The organism is Urinicoccus massiliensis, from assembly GCF_900120405.1.
Taxonomy (GTDB): Bacteria; Bacillota; Clostridia; order Tissierellales; family Peptoniphilaceae; genus Urinicoccus; species Urinicoccus massiliensis.
Genome location: NZ_LT635492.1, coordinates 425,904 through 443,399, shown reverse-complemented (window position 1 = coordinate 443,399; position 17,496 = coordinate 425,904). Strand labels below are relative to the sequence as shown.

Genomic DNA, 17,496 nt, shown 5'->3' with positions numbered 1-17,496 from the left:
ATCCATCCTTTACTACTTTTATTTTACCATAATTTCGGCTACAATGGTATGGTAGGAGGGGCATATGGTCTACTTAATAAGTTCTTTAATGGGTTTATTTTCAGGCTTTCATTATGAAAATTTTTTCATCTTATTGCCTGTTCTGGTAATGGCAATTTTTTACCTATATCCCTATATAGATGGGGAGATAAAGGAAAGGGTCTTAGCTTGTTTTCTTTTATTTGCCTTATTTTTCGCCAGGTCCTCCTTGGTGGATACAAGTCCCATTCAAGGATATAAGGGGACTTTTCAAGCAAGGGTTCTGGTAAGTGAAAAGAAGGAAAATTCCTACCAGCTGACTTTAAAGCTAGAAGAGAAGGGATCACCGAAAATTATTTTTTATAGTAAAAAAGACCTTTCTCCAGGGAGTCGGGCCATTTTCCAAGGACAAATTCAGGCTAGGGAAGAGGCTAGTGATTGGTCTACGGAGTCCTACCCGATTTACTTGCAGTCCAAGGGCATTCGGGGCCAGGGACGTGGAAGATGGGTTAGGGTTTTAAAGAAGGGAAATTTCTTTTACCAGCTCCAGGACAAAATCCAAAAAAAATTAGTAAATAAGGACTTGGATCCCCAGGCCAAAGAACTTTTTCAACAAGTCCTCCTGTCTAAAAAGGAGAGCAATTTCTGGTCTGACCAATTAAAAGACCTGGGCCTGGCTCATATCCTGGCCATATCCGGTCTACATATTGGCCTCCTCTATGGGAGCGTTCGAGGTCTTCTCATTCAATTTTTACCAAGGCGAAAGGCTCTAGGCCTGGCCTATCTGTCGGCAGTTTTCTACCTTTTATTGATAGGGGGATCCATTGGGGGATTTCGAGTTTTATTTTTCCTTCTCTTTACCCTAATAAGTGAGCTCAAGGCCATTAAATTTGACTATGGAAAACTCTTTGTTTTTGCAGCCTGCCTCCAGCTTCTTATTTTTCCCCTCCACCTATATTCCATGGGATTTTATCTTTCCTATGGGGCCTATTTTAGCTTGATTTTCATCAAGCCCTACCTGGATAGGGCCTTTTACCCCTTCAATGGAGGATTTTTCCAATTAATTACGGCTTCTATCGCTGTAAACATTGGGATTCTACCTCTTTTATTGACCATGCAATTTGAAATCAACCTGGCTCAATTTTTGGCCAACATTCTCTTGTTGCCCTTTTATAGTTTATTTATCAACGCAAGCTTTCTCTATGGACTGGGGCAACTTTTGGGCATCAAGCCCTATCTGTTTACCCTTCTTTTAAATAGTTTGTCGAATTTTCTCTTGTGGGGAAACCAGATTTTGATGGTTTTTACAAGGCTCAAGCTCAGGTTTGGCAAGGCCAGCCTGGAGGCACAAATCCTCTTTTACCTTGTGCTTTATCTTGCCTATTTGGGAAATAAATTCAGGGGAAATACGCGCAGGCTCTTTAGCTTTTGTTGCCTTATTTTCACCCTGGGCCTTTTAACTACAAGTTTTTTACAGGCTAGGGAAGAAGGGGTTTATTTTATCTATGTAGGCCAGGGGGATAGCAGTCTAATAAAAAGCAAACATAAGATATGCCTGGTGGATACTGGTGGGGCGAGAAAGTCCAGACCGGCCAAGAAGTACCTGGTTCCCTTTTTAAAGGCCAGGGGGGTCAGCCGTATAGACCACATTATCATTACCCACTGGGATGAAGACCATTGTGACGGTCTGAGAGACTTGGCAAAAGAGTTTAGTATAGGTCAAGTCCACTTTTCCCATATCTATCCCAAGTGGGTCAGGTTTTTACAGGGGGCAAAAATTTCCGGGACCTATATGGAGGCGGGGTACAAGTATCCTATGGATGAGGGTTTCTTTTTGGATGTCTTGGCCGGAAATACTGTACAGGACCAAGAAAACAACCGGTCTTTGGTTTTTTACGCCTATCTGGATGGTAAAAAAATCCTCTTTACGGGAGATGGGGAAAAAGAATTGGAAGACAGGTTAAAAGCCTATCCCACAGATGTTTACCAGGTTGGCCACCATGGGTCTAAAACATCTAGCGGAGAAAAATTTCTAGATCAAATCAAAGCCAAAATAGCCGTGATTTCCTCAGGGAAAAATAATCCCTTTGGCCACCCCCACCAAGAGGTTTTGGACCGGCTAAAGAACCATGGTGTGGCAACCTATTGTCTCAAGGACCTGGGCTGTCTATTTTATGGGGCCAAGAGTGATAAAATAGTAAAAACAGGGCAAGAAATGGGCTTGAGCAAGTATGAGCTCTTGGGCTATTTTCTTGTTTTAAATGGATATATGTATGGATTAAGAAAGGTTTTTAAGGACCATGAATTACTTACAAATAGAAGAAGAAATTGCTAAAAATCAACTGGTTTTATTGTCCGGGGAAGAAAAATTTTTAATGGAAGAAATTGCCACCACCTTTGCCAAGAGGTGGGTTCCACAAAATTTAGTGGACTTTAATGTAGTCTACATTAAAGGGGAGGCAACAGAGGACAAGGTTCTTGATGCCTTGGTGACCCTGCCCCTAATGAGCCCTAGAAAACTTGTGGTCATCCAAGATATTGAGGAATTTACCAATGGGAAAAACTTGTCCAAGGAGTTTTTCAACAATTTGGAAAAGATCCAAGAGGGGACAGTTCTCCTTTGTCTTGAATCAAAAAAAGCCCTGGACAAGAGGACAAAAGTCTATAAGAGCATCCAAAAACATGGGAAAGTCATCCCCTGTAAGCCCCTACAGGCCAGAGAATTGCTTCAATTTCTCCAAAAACAGGATCCGGAAAAAAGAGAGATTGCCTACGGGGTCTTTCAATATTTTATTGACCTTATGGGCTACCTCCAAAACAATGCCAGCCTGCTAGAAGTTAAGCTGGAATGGGAGAAAATTTTACAGGCCTGTTCCGGACGGCCAGTAGAAAAAGCGGATGTTGATTACTTCATCTCCTATGAAAAAGAAAAGAGCATCTTTGCCCTGACAGATGCCTTTGTAGCTAAGAATGTAAAAAAGACCTTTGAGGCCATAAAAAGCCTTAAAGATCAAAACATTGACAGCTATCAAATTGTGGGCCTTTTAAACCGCCAGGTTGAAAACCTCTATCGGGCAAAAATTCTATTGGACCAAGGCTACCAAGAACAGGCCATAAGGCAGAGAATGGGAGTCCACCCCTTTGTGGCCAAAAAACTTTGCCAAGAGGTGGGGCGTTTTAGTCTAAAAGAATTAAAAAATATGCTGGATGCCCTCATTAACTTGGATCAGGATCTGAAGAGTCTATCCATTCCAGACCAATACCTGGTGGAAGTAAAAATTTTAGAGATGATGAGCCAAAAATAAGCATAAAAAATAGAAGGCCTAGACCTTCTATTTTTATTTTACTAAAGTTTTTGCCATCTTGCTAAGGGTGCGAGCAGCTTTATTCTTGTGCATAACACCTTTTTTAGTAGCATTTTTGATTTTTTTATCGGCAGCTTTTAATAAGTCTTTTGCTTCATCTTTATTTCCAGCTTGGATTGCTTCGTTAAATTTGCGGATTGCAGTTTTAACCCCAGAATTTAAGGAACGATTACGAGCTTCATTTTTACGAGCAATATCCACACGTTTAATTGCTGATTTAATATTTGCCATATCTTCACCTCCATGCACTCTTTAACTCTTTGTATTCTACCACGATTTAAAGGCTTTTGCAAGAAGTTTTCACAGTCCAATTTGTCCCGATATTGCAAGGACTTACCAGGATATGATAAAATACCTTATTAGATAACAGGAGGTTTATATGGATAGAGAATCAATAAAAAGTTGGCTTATAACCATTGCAGTGGCCTTTGTATTGGCCCTGTTCATTAGAAATTTCATTTTTAATACATCAAATGTAAAAGGACCCAGCATGGAGGCAACCCTCCACCAAAATGACCATGTCATTAGCCTGGTTTTTCCTCTATTTTTTAGGGATCCGGAGCCTGGACAAATTGTCATTATACAAAGTCCCTTTGAAAATAAAAGGTATGTTAAGCGGTTGATTGGTCTACCTGGAGACACGATTCAAATTCTCAACGGCAGGGTTTATGTCAATGAAAAAGAAATTGATGAACCCTATATCCAAGGGACAGAAACCCTGGTAGAAAATGAAAATACCTGGACCCTGGGGCCGGATGATTACTTTGTCATGGGAGACAACCGTCTACCGGGAGAAAGTATGGACTCCAGAGCCTTTGGACCCGTTGGGAAGAAGGCCATCAAGGGGATTGTTGTTTTCCGCTATTTCCCATTTAACAAAGTTGGAAAATTATAAAATAGGATAGGAGTAGTATGGCAAGACAAGATTATATACGCAACTTTTCCATTATTGCCCATATAGACCACGGAAAAAGCACCCTGGCTGATCGTTTGATTGAGTCCACTGGGATGCTGACCAAGCGGGAAATGGAGCAGCAGGTCCTGGACAGTATGGACTTGGAAAAAGAGCGGGGAATTACGATAAAATTAAAAGCTGTTCGTTTGATCTACCAGGCTCAAGATGGTCATGAATATACCTTTAACCTCATTGACACACCGGGCCATGTGGATTTTTCCTATGAGGTTTCTCGGTCTATGGCAGCCTGTGAAGGAGCCCTATTGGTAGTGGATGCTACCCAGGGGGTGGAGGCTCAAACTCTGGCCAATGTCTATTTGGCCTTGGATGAAGACTTGGAAATTCTTCCGATTTTAAATAAGATTGACCTGCCCAGCCAACGTTGCGACGAAGTGGTTCAAGAAATTGAAGATATTATAGGTCTACCGGCAGCAGATGCCCCCAGGGTATCTGCCAAGACTGGTTTAAATATCGACCAGGTCCTAGAGGCTATTGTCCGGGATATTCCAGCACCTAATGGAGATGAAGATGCCCCCTTAAAGGCCTTGATTTTCGATTCAAACTATGACTCCTACAAGGGGGTTATTTGTTATGTTCGAATTTTCGATGGCCAAGTAAAAGTAGGGGATACCATTCAAATGATGAATACAAAAAAATCTTTTGAAGTGGTGGAAGTAGGTGTCAATGCCAACGGGCACATTCCCTTAGATCAATTAAGAGCCGGAGATGTTGGTTACATTACTGCCAGCATTAAAGAAGTTCGGGATGCCCAAGTAGGGGATACCATCACCCTGAAAAACCGCCCCACCGATAAGCCCCTAAAGGGCTATAAGAAGGTTTCCCCCATGGTCTATTGTGGGATTTATCCAGCCGAGGGGGAAGAATATACAGAAATTCGTGATGCCTTGGAAAAATTAAAGGTCAACGATGCAGCCTTGGACTTTGAAGCAGAAACTTCGGCAGCCCTGGGCTTTGGTTTCCGTTGCGGATTTTTGGGTCTTTTACACATGGAAATTATCCAAGAAAGATTGGAAAGGGAGTTTGACCTTAACCTAATTACCACGACGCCCTCTGTAATTTACCATGTCATGACCACGGACCATGAACTCTTAGAAATCCAAAATCCCTCCAACCTTCCGGATCCATCTGAAATTGAATACATGGAAGAGCCCATTGTCCGGGCTGAAATTATGACACCAACAGACTATGTAGGGGCCATTATGGAGCTTTGTCAAAATCGCCGAGGGGTTTTTATTGACATGCAGTACCTGGAAGAAACCAGGGCTCAAATTACCTATGACCTTCCCTTAAATGAAGTCATTTATGATTTTTTTGATGCCTTAAAGTCCAAGACCAGGGGCTATGCCTCCTTTGACTACGACTTAAAGGGTTACCAACAAAGTGACCTGGTAAAAATGGACATCCTCATCAACCAACAAGTTGTAGATGCCTTTTCCTTAATCGTCCATAGAGATAAGGCCTATGAACGGGGCCGTAAAATATGTGAACGCCTGACGGATGCCATACCAAGACACCAATTTGCCGTTCCCATTCAAGCAGCCATTGGGTCAAAGATTATAGCCAGAGAAACCATTCGGGCACTGAGAAAGGATGTCTTGTCTAAGTGCTATGGAGGAGATATTTCTCGGAAGAAGAAACTCTTGGAAAAACAAAAAGAAGGAAAGAAACGGATGCGGTCTATTGGGAATGTGGACATTCCCCAAGAAGCCTTCTTGTCTGTTCTTAAATATGACGAAGAATCATGATTTCTCTCTATATCCACCTGCCTTTTTGTCGGAAAAAATGCGCCTATTGTGACTTTGCATCAACGAGTAAAACAGGGGACATGGACGCCTACCTAAGAGCCTTAGACCGAGAAATAAATCTTTATAAGGAAGAGTTAAGGGACCAAGAAATCCGGACCATTTATCTGGGAGGAGGGACTCCCAGTGTCTTGGGTCAGGGGCGCTTGGTCCCCTTGTTTGAAAAAATTCAAGAGTCTTTTAACTTGACTAAAGACATGGAATGGACCATGGAGGTCAACCCGGAATCTGGAAAAGATTTGGACTTTCAAGCCTTAAATCAGCTGGGCCTAAATAGGGTGAGCATGGGAATCCAGTCGGGACAAAGGAAATTTTTGGACCTAATGGGACGGATTCATTCCTTGGAAGATGTGGATGCCTGCCTCAATCAATTGGCCAAGTCTTCTATAGAAGAAGTCAATGGAGATTTTATTTTTGGTCTTCCTGGCCAGGCCTTGACCCATGTTAAAAAAGACCTAGACTATATTCAAGGTTTGGCCTTGACCCATCTTTCCTATTATAGTTTTATTCCAGAAGAGGGAACTCCTTTGGGAGAAGAAGTCCTTTCTGGCTTGAAAAAGTTGCCCAAGGACCAAGAGGACCGGCTAATGGACCACTATATCCAAGACCGGCTGGCAGAACTTGGCTACCAACAATATGAACTTTCTAATTTTACCAAGAAAAATCCCTGTCGCCACAATTTAGCCTATTGGCAGGTCCAGGATTATTTGGGTTTGGGCTTAAGTGCCCATTCAAGTTACCGGGACCAACGCTGGGCCAACACGCCTTGTCTTACTTCTTACATGGAGGATCTTGCCCTGGGTAAAAAACCTATTGATCAAAGAGAAAAGCTAAGTGATAGAGACCGGCTGATGGAAAAAATTATCTTGTCCCTAAGACTCAATTCTGGAATTCCTGTTAAAGACCTTGAAGAAGACTATGGAATTGATTTTAAAAAAGTCTTTTCCCGGGCCATTGAAAAAAATATCCAGGCCCAAAGCCTGGAAGAAGTAGAAGGAACCTACCGGCTTACTAGCTATGGACAAGATGTGGCCAACCAAGTTGAATTGGATTTTTATCGAACTTTTTAAAGAGCTTTAGGGGCTCTTTTTTTCTAGAAAAAAATATTTTAGAAAAGATTAGCAGTCCTATTGACAAAGTGCCAAAACCATAGTAACATATAGACAGAAGGTTTGGCACTCCCTTTAATTGAGTGCTAATAAGAAAGGGTGAAGAAGATGGATGAGCGAAAAATTAGAATATTAAATGCCATCATTCACTCCTACTTGGAAATCCCTATTCCTGTAGGATCCAGAAAGATTTCAAAGGAATATGACTTGGGAGTGAGTTCTGCTACAATTCGCAATGAGATGAGCGACTTAGAAGACTTGGGTTACCTGAACAAGCCCCATACCTCTGCAGGGAGGATTCCCTCTGACAAGGCCTACAGGTTTTTTGTAGAGGAATGGAAGGACCAAAAGCGGGCTCTTGCTTCAGACCAAAAGCTCTATATTGTTGACCTGCTAAAAAAAGCCATGTATTCAACAGAGGAGCTTTTTAGTCAAACGGCAAAGCTGCTGAATGAAATTACCAAGTTTCCGGCTTTTGTTCTGGCCCCCAGCCGTCAAGATCGTATCTTAAAGCAAATTGAATTGTTGCCAATTCATGATAAGTTTTTGTTAGTCATCCTTGTTGGTGACCAGGGAATTGTTGAAAAAAATATTTTAAGGTTGCCGAATAGAATTTCTGAGGAAGACTTAAAGTCTTTAAAGTACAGCTTGAATAAAAACTTATGCGGTGTTGACTTCTCTTCCTTTGATTCCGTCCACATTCAATTAAAAGGGGATATGGTGGAATATAAAAATCTAATTACAGCCATTGTGGACCTAGCCATCCACTTGACGGAAAAGGTCGAAAAGGTGGATGTCTACAGCCAAGGGCTGACAAGTATTTTAGATATGGAAGAATTTCAAGACTTTAGCAAGGCAAGAAATGTAATTAAATTTATGGAAGATCCCAGAAACATTGTGGAAATCTTTCCTAAGGATACGGATTTAGGAGATGTGCATGTTATTATCGGCTCGGAACATAAAGAAGAAGTTTTACACGAAAACTCTTTAGTAACAGGAACCTATGCTATTGACAGTAACCGCATAGGACAAATTGGTGTTATTGGGCCGGTTCGTATGGATTATCCCTGGATTATAGATATAGTCAGCACTGTTGCAAAGAATCTTTCTAAAAGTATTCAAGTAATGTAGAGAAGGTGATGAAATGGCGAAAGAAAAAAAGAAGCAAGATTTGGAACTGGAAGAGGAGAGTCTTTTAGAGGAAGACCTGGACCAGGAGCAAAAAACTTGTCCGGAAGAAAAAGTAGTATCGGAAGGTCAAGAAGACCCCTATAAGGACCAACTCATTCGGTTAACGGCAGATTTTACCAACTACAAAAGAAGGGTTGAAAAAGAAAAAAAGGACTTTTTAGCCCTGGGGGTTAAAAAGGTTGCCCTGGATTTATTGGGAGTCATTGACAATTTTGAGCGGGCTCTAGACCACTCAGATGAAGAATCCTCTTTTAAAGAAGGGGTTGAAATGATTTACCAGCAACTTTTAGACCTGTTAAAGAAAAACAATATATGTCCAATGGAAGCTCTGAATGAAAAGTTTGATCCCAACCGGCACCACGCTGTTTTAGTAGAAGAAAAAGAAGGTGTGGAAGAAGGAGTTGTCATCGATGTCGTTCAAAAGGGCTATATGATAAATGATGAAGTATTGAGACCTGCCATGGTCAAGGTTTCACAATAAGGAGGAAAATTATGAGCAAAATTATTGGTATTGATTTAGGAACAACAAACTCAGCTGTAGCTGTAATGGAAGGTGGAGACGCCATTATTATCCCCAACATTGAAGGGAACCGTACCACTCCTTCAGTAGTGGCTTTTACAAAAGATGGGGAAAGATTGGTTGGGGAAACAGCAAAACGTCAAGCAATTACAAATCCTGACCGGACAATATCTTCTATTAAAAGGCACATGGGAAGTGACTACAGCGTAGAAATTGATGGAAAGAAATACTCTCCTCAAGAAATTTCAGCCATGATCCTTCAAAAATTAAAAGCAGATGCTGAAAGCTACCTAGGAGAAAAAGTAACGGACGCCGTTATTACCGTTCCGGCTTACTTTACTGACGCCCAAAGACAAGCTACAAAAGATGCAGGAAAAATTGCTGGCCTGGAAGTTAAACGGATTGTCAATGAACCAACAGCCGCTGCCTTGGCCTATGGAGAAGACAAGGACAAGGATTCACAAACCGTTATGGTCTTTGACCTTGGAGGAGGAACCTTTGACGTGTCCATCCTGGAATTATCCGATGGAGTCTTTGAAGTCCATGCAACTCGAGGCAACAACAAACTTGGTGGGGATGACTTCGACAACCGGGTCATTGACTTTATTGCTGAATCCTTTAAAAAGGAACACGGTGTTGACTTAAAGGCTGACAAGATGAGCCTACAACGTTTAAAAGAAGCTGCTGAAAAGGCTAAAAAAGAATTGTCTTCAACCATGTCTACAAATATCAACCTTCCCTTTATTACTGCAACAGCAGAAGGTCCCCTTCACTTAAATATGGACCTAACCAGGGCTAAGTTTGATGACTTGACCAAGGACCTTGTAAAGGCAACAGAAGGACCAGTTAAGGAAGCCTTAAAGGATGCTGGCCTATCTGCAGGAGATATTGATAAGGTTCTATTGGTTGGTGGATCCACTCGGATTCCTGCTGTTCAAGATTCAGTTAAAAAATTAATCGGTAAAGACCCACAAAAAGACATCAACCCAGATGAATGTGTAGCCCTAGGTGCTGCAATCCAAGGGGGAGTTTTAAGTGGAGATGTAAAAGACTTACTTTTACTTGACGTAACTCCCTTGTCCCTAGGTCTTGAAACCATGGGTGGGGTTACTACACGCTTAATTGAAAGAAATACAACCATTCCTACCAAAAAATCTCAAGTATTTACAACAGCTGCAGACAACCAAACCAGCGTAGACATCCATGTTCTACAAGGGGAACGTCAAATGGCTGCAGACAATGTGACCTTGGGTCGTTTCCAACTCGACGGAATTGCTCCAGCTCGCCGAGGAATCCCTCAAATCGAGGTTACCTTTGATATTGACGCCAACGGAATCGTAAATGTTTCTGCTAAAGATTTAGGAACTGGAAAGGAACAACACATTACCATCACTTCCTCTTCCAACCTAACAGACCAAGAAATTGAAGAAAAGGTTAAAGAAGCAGAAATGTATGCAGAAGAAGATAGCAAGAAAAAAGAATCCATTGAAGTGAAAAACAATGCAGATTCCATGATCTACCAAGCAGAAAATACCTTGAAAGAAGTTGAAGGTAAGATTGGTGATGATGATAAGAAAAAGGTTGAAGATGCTATTGCAGCCTTAAAAGAAGTAAAAGACTCAGACGACATTGATGCAATCAAGGCAAAAACTGAAGAATTAACCCAAGCCTTCTATGGAATTTCCGAAAAGCTCTACAAGGAAAATGGAGGCCAAGGAAATCCGGGAGAAGCAGGAAATTCTGAAGAAAATGTAAGTGATGCAGACTATGAAGTTGTCGATGAAGATGAAGAATAAGCCTGATGGACCCTCATGGAGAGGGATCGGCTTTTAGAAAAGGTAAGAGGGGCTCAAGATATGGGTCCCTCTTTTCATCATGTTCGATAAGGGGAAAAGAAAATATAAGGTAAGAAAGCAAGAAATCTAGCTTGATTTATGGTATAATAAAAAAAGAAGGAACTTGAAGGCCGGGTGAATCTCGGCCTTTTTTGTTTAAAAAATACATTTAGGAGAATATATTGAGATTTAATGAATTAAACTTATCGAAAGATCTTTTACGGGCAATTGAAGATATGGGCTTTGAGAAACCATCAGAAGTTCAGGAGGCAACGATTCCCCACATTCTAAAGGGCAGTGATATTTTAGCCCAAGCCCAAACAGGAACGGGAAAGACAGCGTCTTTTGGAATTCCAATGGTGGAAAAAATCCAAGATAAGCAATCAAAAGCCCCTCAGGGCCTAGTCTTAGTTCCTACTAGGGAACTGGCAAGGCAGGTGACGGAGGAATTAAAAAAACTTGCCAAGTATAAAAAGTTTATTAGGGTAGTGGCCATTTATGGTGGGGCTGATATGGGAAAACAGCTAAGCCAACTTAAAAGTGGGGCAAGTATTGTTGTTGGAACTCCTGGTAGAATTATGGACCACATGAAGAGGAGAAGCCTTCAGCTGGACAGACTGGACTTTCTAGTCTTGGATGAAGCGGATGAAATGTTTGATATGGGCTTTAGGGATGACATGAAGACCATCATTGAAAAGACCAATCCCAACCGCCAAACCTTGTTTTTTTCTGCTACCTTTGACAACAATATCAAGGGATTTTCCAAGCTCTACCAAGATAAGCCTCAAAAGGTCATTATCGAAAAGAAGGAATTAACGGCTGAAAAAATTCACCAATACTATTTGGAATTAAATAGGAATATGAAGACGGAGATTTTAAACAGACTCCTGCTAATGCATAGGGCCAGTAAGTCCATTATCTTTTGCAACACCAAAAGAATGGTGGATAGCCTGGAAGTGGAAATGGCCCAAAAGGGCTACCAGGTGGCCTCTCTCCATGGAGATATGAGACAATCTTCCAGGGACCAAGTCATGAAAAAATTTAGAGACGGTAGCATTGACCTATTAATTGCAACAGATGTAGCGGCTCGAGGCTTGGATATATCCGATATTGACCTGGTCTTTAACTACGACCTGCCCCAACAATCTGAATACTATGTCCATAGGATTGGCCGGACAGCCAGGGCGGGGAAAAAGGGAATCTCCTTTACTTTTGTGACCAATAAGGACTATGACAAATTTAGAGAAATTGAAGACTATGCCAATATAAAAATGGACAGGATGGGTCTGCCTACAAAAAAAGACGTTGAAAAAGAAAATATGGAAAGTTTGTATGAAAGGGTCAATAAGAGCATAGTCTCATCAGAAGACCAAGAAGAATATACAAAACTGTTAAACAGACTTTTAGGTCAAGGCCACAGCCTCTATGATATTGGAGCATCTCTTTTAAAGATGGTTAACCAAGAAGCCAATAATGAGACCATGACCGAACTGGACAGGGTGGATTTTGGCAGAAAATTTGAATTATCCAGGTCAAAAAAATCAGCTGGTTTTGGCAAAAAGGACAAGAAGGACCGGGCAAATAAAAAGATCCAAGGGCCAAAAATCTTCATTAACAAGGGGAAGAGAGATGGGGTTGATTCAAGAGAGGTCATCCGCCTCATTAGAAGATATACAGACCTGGCAACCAAGGATATTGGGAGAATTAACATTATGCCCAACTTCACTTTTGTAGAAATGCCTAAAGCTAGCATTAAAAAGGTCCTCAAGGATTTAGAGGGTAAGAAGATCAAGGGCAAGCCCTTTAAGGCAGAGTATTCGGAAAAATAAAGAAGACTCTAAGGCTTGGAAAAAGCAGAAGAAGGATTCTATTTTCCAAGTTAGGCCCAAAAGTCCAAGATCTTAAGGACTAGGGGCTTTTTGCGGAGAAGTATTCCCTTTTTTATGAATATCGGGTACAATAATATCATTTAAATTGATAGAAAGTGGGATTGGATTGAGAGATTTTTATGAAATTTTAGGAATCAAAAAAGAAGCAACACAAAGAGAAATCAAAAAAGCCTACCGGATCCAGGCAAAAAAATACCATCCGGACTTGAATCCCGGAGACAAGGAAGCGGAACAACAGTTCAAGGAGGTTTCCTTGGCTTATGAAGTTTTAAGCGATGAAAGCAAGAGACAAAACTACGACCTCTATGGAGAAGACTCTTTAAAAGATGGTTTTGCCAGCCAAGGAGGTTTTGGTGGATTTGGCGATATTTTTGGAGATCTTTTTGATATTTTTGGTGGCGGATTTTCAGGAAATTATGCTTCAAACAATCAAAAGGTTCCAAAAAGAGGTGGCGATATTCGGGCTGATGTCCAGCTTGACTTCAAAGAAGCTGTCTTTGGCTGTGAAAAAGATGTAAACATTCGCCGGACAGAAACCTGTCGGAGCTGCCAAGGTAGTGGGGCAGAAGAAGGAACAGAAATCCACAAGTGTGAAAGGTGTCATGGGTCCGGTCAGGTTAGAGAAAGCCGGCAAAGCCCCTTTGGCCGTGTAGTTCAAGTGGTTCCCTGTCCGGATTGTCAAGGAAAGGGTGAAGTCATAGAGACTCCTTGTTCTCATTGCCATGGAAGTGGACGAGAAATTTTTTCGAGAAAAATCCATGTCCATATTCCAAAAGGGGTCAATAACAAAAGCATCCTTTCCATGCCTGGAGAAGGGAACCATGGAGAAAATGGGGGACCGGCAGGAGACCTCTATATTTATATTTCTGTAAAAGAGGATCCCATTTTTAAGAGAAAGGGCCATGACATCTATATTGACCTGCCAGTTTCTTATATGGATGCAGTCCTAGGGGCAAAAATTGAAGTACCCACTCTGGATTCCATTGAAAGTTTTGACCTTCCCCCAGGAACGGTAGGAGGAAAGATATTTAGCTTGCCAGGCAAGGGAGTACCCAAGCTCCAATCTGTAGGGCGGGGTGACTTTTACTTTAGGGTGGAAATTATTGTTCCTCAAAAAATCAGCAAGAGACAAAGGGAGCTCTTGGAAGAATTAAGGGGAGAAAGCCCCAGCGAAGCCAAGACGGAACGCAAGGGCTTTTTTGACCGGGTCAAGGAATGGTTTGAAGAATAGGAGAGACTATGCAATATTATGAAGTAAGCCTATTTGGACAAGAAAAAGATTATAATGAAGTCTTATCCTGGCTATTGGACCATGGTGTAGACACTTTTAGGGAGGAAACTCCCGCCCTAGTGGATGAATTAAATTTCAGTGAAATTCAATGGGACTATGTTGATGACAACCTTTTAAATACAAAAAAAGGACAATTGTTTATCCAGTTCTATCCATCGGAAGAGGAAAAGGGTCTAATTAAAGAGTTTGAAAGCTATATTGTAGAAAATGACCTGGGAGAAGTGGGGGTCAGACAACTACAAGAATCTGACTGGGCCAATGATTGGAAAAAATACTTTCAACCCTTTGATTTAGGGGAAAATCTGGCCATTGTTCCCTATTGGAGCTCCTATGAGACCAACCGGCAGAAAATTTTAATTGATCCTGGCATGGCCTTTGGGTCAGGGAGTCATGAAACAACCTATTTTTGCCTGGAAATGCTGGAAAAATATGTCCGCCAGGGAGACCTGGTTTATGATGTAGGCTGTGGATCGGGGATCCTATCTGTGGCCAGCTCGATTTTAGGAGCAAGTCGGGTCCAAGGAGTGGATATTGACCCTCTAGCTATTGAGGCATCCTACCATAATAGTCAGTTGAACTCCTGTGAAAATTGTGCGTTTTCCAAGGGGGACCTCCTGGCTAACTTCAAAGAAAAGGCAGACCTGGTGGTGTCCAATATCTTTGCTGAAATTATCATTGGCTTTTTGGGAGACTTGGACCAATGTTTGAAAAAGGGAGGAATCTTTATTGCCTCAGGAATCCTTACAGAAAAAAAGCCTGCCGTTATGGAGGCTTTAAAAGAACAAGGATTTACCCTTCTAGAGGACCAGGACAAAAATGATTGGTCTGTCATTGTGGCTAGGGCGAAAAATGACTAGGGTATTTTTAAATGACGACCAAAAACTAAGCCCGGAAGACCTCCACCACCTCTTTCATGTGTTAAGGATGACATCTGGGGATTCCCTGGAGGCAGTTTATAAGAGGGACCTCTATAGGGCGAGGCTGACAGACAACAGTGCTCAAGATGGGAGCTTGGCCTTGGAAGAAAAATTAGAAGCCAGGCAAAAAGACTACCGGGTCTTCCTCTTACAGGGCCTAGCTAAGGGGCAAAAGTGGGAAGAAGTTTTAGAGCATGGAACAGAGGTGGGTATTGACGCCTTTGTGGCCATTCAAATGAAAAGAAGCCTGAGGAAGGTCGACCATAAATGGGACAAGCTAAAAAATCGCTGGGAAAAAATTGTGGAAAAAGCTGCAAAACAATCGAAACAAGTAGACATTCCCCAGGTCTACCCTCCCATGACCTTAAAGGAAGGTCTAGAAATTCTTCCCAAGGATAGCTTGATTTTGGTTTGTTATGAAGAAGAAAAAGACCACTTTATGAAAGATTATATTCAGGGTCAAGAAAAAAACATTGCCCTAATCATTGGTCCGGAAGGTGGTCTAGATTCTGAAGAAGTTGACCTAATCAAGGCCAGAGGCGGTCATCCAGTAAGTCTGGGAAAAAACATCTTAAGAACGGAAACGGCTCCTTTAATTGCTGGAGACCGAGTATATTGCTTAATGGAAGAGAGGTGATTTTATCTCTACAAATCATAGAAAGAGTGTCCATATTTTGACCCTGGGTTGTAAGGTAAATGCCTACGAATCCGAGGCCATGCTGGAGCTATTTAAAAAGGCCGGCTACACAGTTCACAACGATCCTGAGGAAGTTTCGGATATCTACATCATCAATACTTGTACAGTAACGAACTTGTCGGACCGGAAGAGCCGGCAATTTATTCGTAGGAGTAAAAGGGCCAACCCCCAGGCAGTGGTGGCTGTGGTGGGTTGCTATGCCCAAACTTCTCCGGACCAAGTAGAGGCCATGGAAGATGTGGACTTGGTCATGGGGACCAAGGACCGGAATAAAATTGTGGACTATGTCGAAGAAATTTTGACCAAGAGACAAAAAATAGTCCATGTTACAGATTCTTCAAAGCATAGAGAATTCGAAAGTTTTTCCATAGAAGACCAAAAGGACCACACCCGGGCCTATGTGAAAATCCAGGATGGCTGCAATCAATTTTGCAGCTATTGCATCATTCCCTATGCCCGGGGGCCCATTCGGTCTAGAGATCCCCAAGAAACCCTGGAAGAAATTCAATCCTTAGTGGACCGGGGCTACCAAGAAGTGATTTTAACAGGAATCCATGTTGCTAGTTACGGGGTAGACTTAGGAGAAATTCGCCTAATTGATTTGATTGAGCGGATCGCCAGGATTCCCGGTCTAAGGCGGATCCGCCTGTCCAGTGTAGATCCCAGACTGGTGACGGAGGACTTTATTCAAAGGCTCCAGGCAACAGGGAAGGTCTGTGACCATTTCCACCTGTCCATGCAACATGCATCCAATAAGATTTTAAGGGCCATGAACCGAAAGTATAGCCAGGAAGAATTTTTCGAAAAAACGGAAATTATCCGGAAATACATGCCCTATGCCGGGCTGACAACAGACTGTATTGTAGGTTTTCCAGGTGAAGAAGAAGAGGACTTTGAAATTTTAAAAGACTTTGTAAGAAAAGTTGGTTTTTCCAGGATCCACGTCTTCCCATATTCTCCAAGAGAGGGAACCAAGGCTGCTGGTATGAAACAGATAGATGGTAACATAAAGCAGATGAGGTCCAAGGCCCTAATGGAGGTTGGAGAAGAGCTTTCTTTGGATTTTATTGAACAAAATAGGAATCGAGACCTGGAAGTCTTGTTTGAAAAAGAGGAAAGGGGCCTCTATCATGGCTATACCACCAACTACATCCGGGTGGCGGCTTCCAGTCAAGAGAACTTAACAAATAAAATCTATCATGGTACAATAAAAGACAAGACAGTGGAACCTGTAGAATTCCAAATAAGGAGGTAAAAATGGACTGCCTATTTTGTAAAATTATAGCAGGGGAGATTCCCAGCGAAAAAATTTACGAAGATGAAGAGATGTTTGCCTTCAAGGACATCGACCCCCAAGCTCCTGTACACTTTCTTTTAGTCCCAAAAAAGCACATCAAAAGTGCTGACGATTTAAAAGAAGAAGATGCAGAATTAATTGGTCATATTTTCTTAAAGGCTGCAGAAATCGCCAGAAGCCTAGGTTGTGAAAATGGCTACCGGATTGTCAACAACTGCAAGGAAGACGGGGGACAAAGCGTAGACCACCTTCATTTCCATATTTTAGGACAGAGATCTTTGCAATGGCCACCAGGTTGATGGCCTAGAACTTTAGCCTAGGGAAAATCGTTGCTATTTTTGATGAAATCGTGTATAATGATACAGTATTAGCCATAGGCTTAACTCTTAGAAATGAGAGGAGGGAAATTATGTCAGAAATCCGTGTAGGAGAAAATGAATCATTGGACAATGCTTTAAAGCGCTTCAAACGTCAATGTGCTACTAGCGGTGTATTAAAGGAATATCGTAAGAGAGAACATTATGAAAAACCCAGCGTACGTCGTAAAAAGAAGTCTGAAGAAGCACGTCGTAAAAAACGTAAATACTAA

16 protein-coding genes are annotated in these 17,496 nt (G+C 41.8%); 15 read left to right on the top strand and 1 reads right to left on the bottom strand.

The window, feature by feature from the left end:
- The first annotated feature begins 64 nt into the window (after positions 1-64).
- Together BQ7400_RS02515 and holA are read left to right on the top strand one after the other, a co-directional pair.
- Positions 65-2,353: a DNA internalization-related competence protein ComEC/Rec2 gene (locus BQ7400_RS02515; protein WP_072469354.1), complete on the top strand. Its 2,289-nt coding sequence runs from the start codon at positions 65-67 to the stop codon at positions 2,351-2,353.
- Positions 2,319-3,323, top strand: coding sequence for a DNA polymerase III subunit delta (holA, locus tag BQ7400_RS02510; protein ID WP_072469353.1), 1,005 nt, complete (start codon positions 2,319-2,321; stop codon positions 3,321-3,323). Before BQ7400_RS02515 ends, holA begins: the two co-directional genes overlap by 35 nt.
- Before the next feature lie 33 nt (positions 3,324-3,356).
- On the opposite strand, the gene rpsT is transcribed toward holA, so the two are convergent.
- The gene (gene rpsT / locus BQ7400_RS02505; RefSeq protein ID WP_034439015.1) at positions 3,357-3,614 is read right to left on the bottom strand and encodes a 30S ribosomal protein S20; all 258 of its coding nucleotides are present in this window, start codon (positions 3,612-3,614) and stop codon (positions 3,357-3,359) included.
- A gap of 148 nt (positions 3,615-3,762) precedes the next feature.
- Between rpsT and lepB the strand changes: the two genes are divergently transcribed.
- From lepB to rpsU, 13 genes are all read left to right on the top strand, one after another.
- Positions 3,763-4,278, top strand: coding sequence for a signal peptidase I (gene lepB, locus BQ7400_RS02500; RefSeq protein WP_034439018.1), 516 nt, complete (start codon positions 3,763-3,765; stop codon positions 4,276-4,278).
- A gap of 17 nt (positions 4,279-4,295) precedes the next feature.
- Complete coding sequence (gene lepA / locus BQ7400_RS02495; RefSeq protein ID WP_072469352.1) at positions 4,296-6,104, top strand: translation elongation factor 4; 1,809 nt, start codon at positions 4,296-4,298, stop codon at positions 6,102-6,104.
- Positions 6,101-7,231, top strand: coding sequence for a radical SAM family heme chaperone HemW (gene hemW / locus BQ7400_RS02490; RefSeq protein ID WP_072469351.1), 1,131 nt, complete (start codon positions 6,101-6,103; stop codon positions 7,229-7,231). The genes lepA and hemW overlap by 4 nt, the downstream gene beginning before the upstream one ends.
- A 147-nt stretch (positions 7,232-7,378) precedes the next feature.
- Positions 7,379-8,401, top strand: coding sequence for a heat-inducible transcriptional repressor HrcA (hrcA, locus tag BQ7400_RS02485; protein WP_034439023.1), 1,023 nt, complete (start codon positions 7,379-7,381; stop codon positions 8,399-8,401).
- Positions 8,402-8,414: 13 nt separating this feature from the next.
- Positions 8,415-8,942, top strand: a complete 528-nt coding sequence (grpE, locus tag BQ7400_RS02480) for a nucleotide exchange factor GrpE (protein WP_072469350.1) — start codon at positions 8,415-8,417, stop codon at positions 8,940-8,942.
- 11 nt (positions 8,943-8,953) lie between these two features.
- Entirely contained in the window at positions 8,954-10,777 is a 1,824-nt protein-coding gene (gene dnaK / locus BQ7400_RS02475) for a molecular chaperone DnaK (RefSeq protein ID WP_034439026.1), read from the top strand.
- A gap of 221 nt (positions 10,778-10,998) precedes the next feature.
- Positions 10,999-12,645: a DEAD/DEAH box helicase gene (locus tag BQ7400_RS02470; protein WP_072469349.1), complete on the top strand. Its 1,647-nt coding sequence runs from the start codon at positions 10,999-11,001 to the stop codon at positions 12,643-12,645.
- Positions 12,646-12,811: 166 nt separating this feature from the next.
- On the top strand, positions 12,812-13,936 hold the full coding sequence (dnaJ, locus tag BQ7400_RS02465) for a molecular chaperone DnaJ (RefSeq protein ID WP_072469348.1): 1,125 nt from the start codon (positions 12,812-12,814) through the stop codon (positions 13,934-13,936).
- An 8-nt stretch (positions 13,937-13,944) separates the two neighbouring features.
- Positions 13,945-14,853: a 50S ribosomal protein L11 methyltransferase gene (gene prmA / locus BQ7400_RS02460; RefSeq protein WP_072469347.1), complete on the top strand. Its 909-nt coding sequence runs from the start codon at positions 13,945-13,947 to the stop codon at positions 14,851-14,853.
- Positions 14,846-15,550 carry an RsmE family RNA methyltransferase gene (locus BQ7400_RS02455; protein WP_072469346.1) on the top strand — a complete coding sequence of 235 codons (705 nt, stop codon included), beginning with the start codon at positions 14,846-14,848 and terminating at the stop codon, positions 15,548-15,550. Before prmA ends, BQ7400_RS02455 begins: the two co-directional genes overlap by 8 nt.
- Before the next feature lie 37 nt (positions 15,551-15,587).
- Positions 15,588-16,865, top strand: a complete 1,278-nt coding sequence (gene mtaB / locus BQ7400_RS02450) for a tRNA (N(6)-L-threonylcarbamoyladenosine(37)-C(2))-methylthiotransferase MtaB (protein ID WP_281245064.1) — start codon at positions 15,588-15,590, stop codon at positions 16,863-16,865.
- Positions 16,866-16,867: 2 nt separating this feature from the next.
- Positions 16,868-17,206: a histidine triad nucleotide-binding protein gene (locus tag BQ7400_RS02445; RefSeq protein WP_034439037.1), complete on the top strand. Its 339-nt coding sequence runs from the start codon at positions 16,868-16,870 to the stop codon at positions 17,204-17,206.
- Positions 17,207-17,316: 110 nt separating this feature from the next.
- Positions 17,317-17,496: a 30S ribosomal protein S21 gene (gene rpsU, locus BQ7400_RS02440; protein WP_009431570.1), complete on the top strand. Its 180-nt coding sequence runs from the start codon at positions 17,317-17,319 to the stop codon at positions 17,494-17,496.

What these genes read in the sequence shown, in the direction of transcription:
- BQ7400_RS02515 (WP_072469354.1), top strand. Translation starts at nt 65, where the DNA reads ATGGTCTACTTAATAAGTTCTTTAATGGGTTTATTTTCAGGCTTTCAT.
- holA (WP_072469353.1), top strand. Translation starts at nt 2,319, where the DNA reads ATGAATTACTTACAAATAGAAGAAGAAATTGCTAAAAATCAACTGGTT.
- rpsT (WP_034439015.1), bottom strand. Translation starts at nt 3,614, where the DNA reads ATGGCAAATATTAAATCAGCAATTAAACGTGTGGATATTGCTCGTAAA.
- lepB (WP_034439018.1), top strand. Translation starts at nt 3,763, where the DNA reads ATGGATAGAGAATCAATAAAAAGTTGGCTTATAACCATTGCAGTGGCC.
- lepA (WP_072469352.1), top strand. Translation starts at nt 4,296, where the DNA reads ATGGCAAGACAAGATTATATACGCAACTTTTCCATTATTGCCCATATA.
- hemW (WP_072469351.1), top strand. Translation starts at nt 6,101, where the DNA reads ATGATTTCTCTCTATATCCACCTGCCTTTTTGTCGGAAAAAATGCGCC.
- hrcA (WP_034439023.1), top strand. Translation starts at nt 7,379, where the DNA reads ATGGATGAGCGAAAAATTAGAATATTAAATGCCATCATTCACTCCTAC.
- grpE (WP_072469350.1), top strand. Translation starts at nt 8,415, where the DNA reads ATGGCGAAAGAAAAAAAGAAGCAAGATTTGGAACTGGAAGAGGAGAGT.
- dnaK (WP_034439026.1), top strand. Translation starts at nt 8,954, where the DNA reads ATGAGCAAAATTATTGGTATTGATTTAGGAACAACAAACTCAGCTGTA.
- prmA (WP_072469347.1), top strand. Translation starts at nt 13,945, where the DNA reads ATGCAATATTATGAAGTAAGCCTATTTGGACAAGAAAAAGATTATAAT.
- BQ7400_RS02455 (WP_072469346.1), top strand. Translation starts at nt 14,846, where the DNA reads ATGACTAGGGTATTTTTAAATGACGACCAAAAACTAAGCCCGGAAGAC.
- BQ7400_RS02445 (WP_034439037.1), top strand. Translation starts at nt 16,868, where the DNA reads ATGGACTGCCTATTTTGTAAAATTATAGCAGGGGAGATTCCCAGCGAA.
- rpsU (WP_009431570.1), top strand. Translation starts at nt 17,317, where the DNA reads ATGTCAGAAATCCGTGTAGGAGAAAATGAATCATTGGACAATGCTTTA.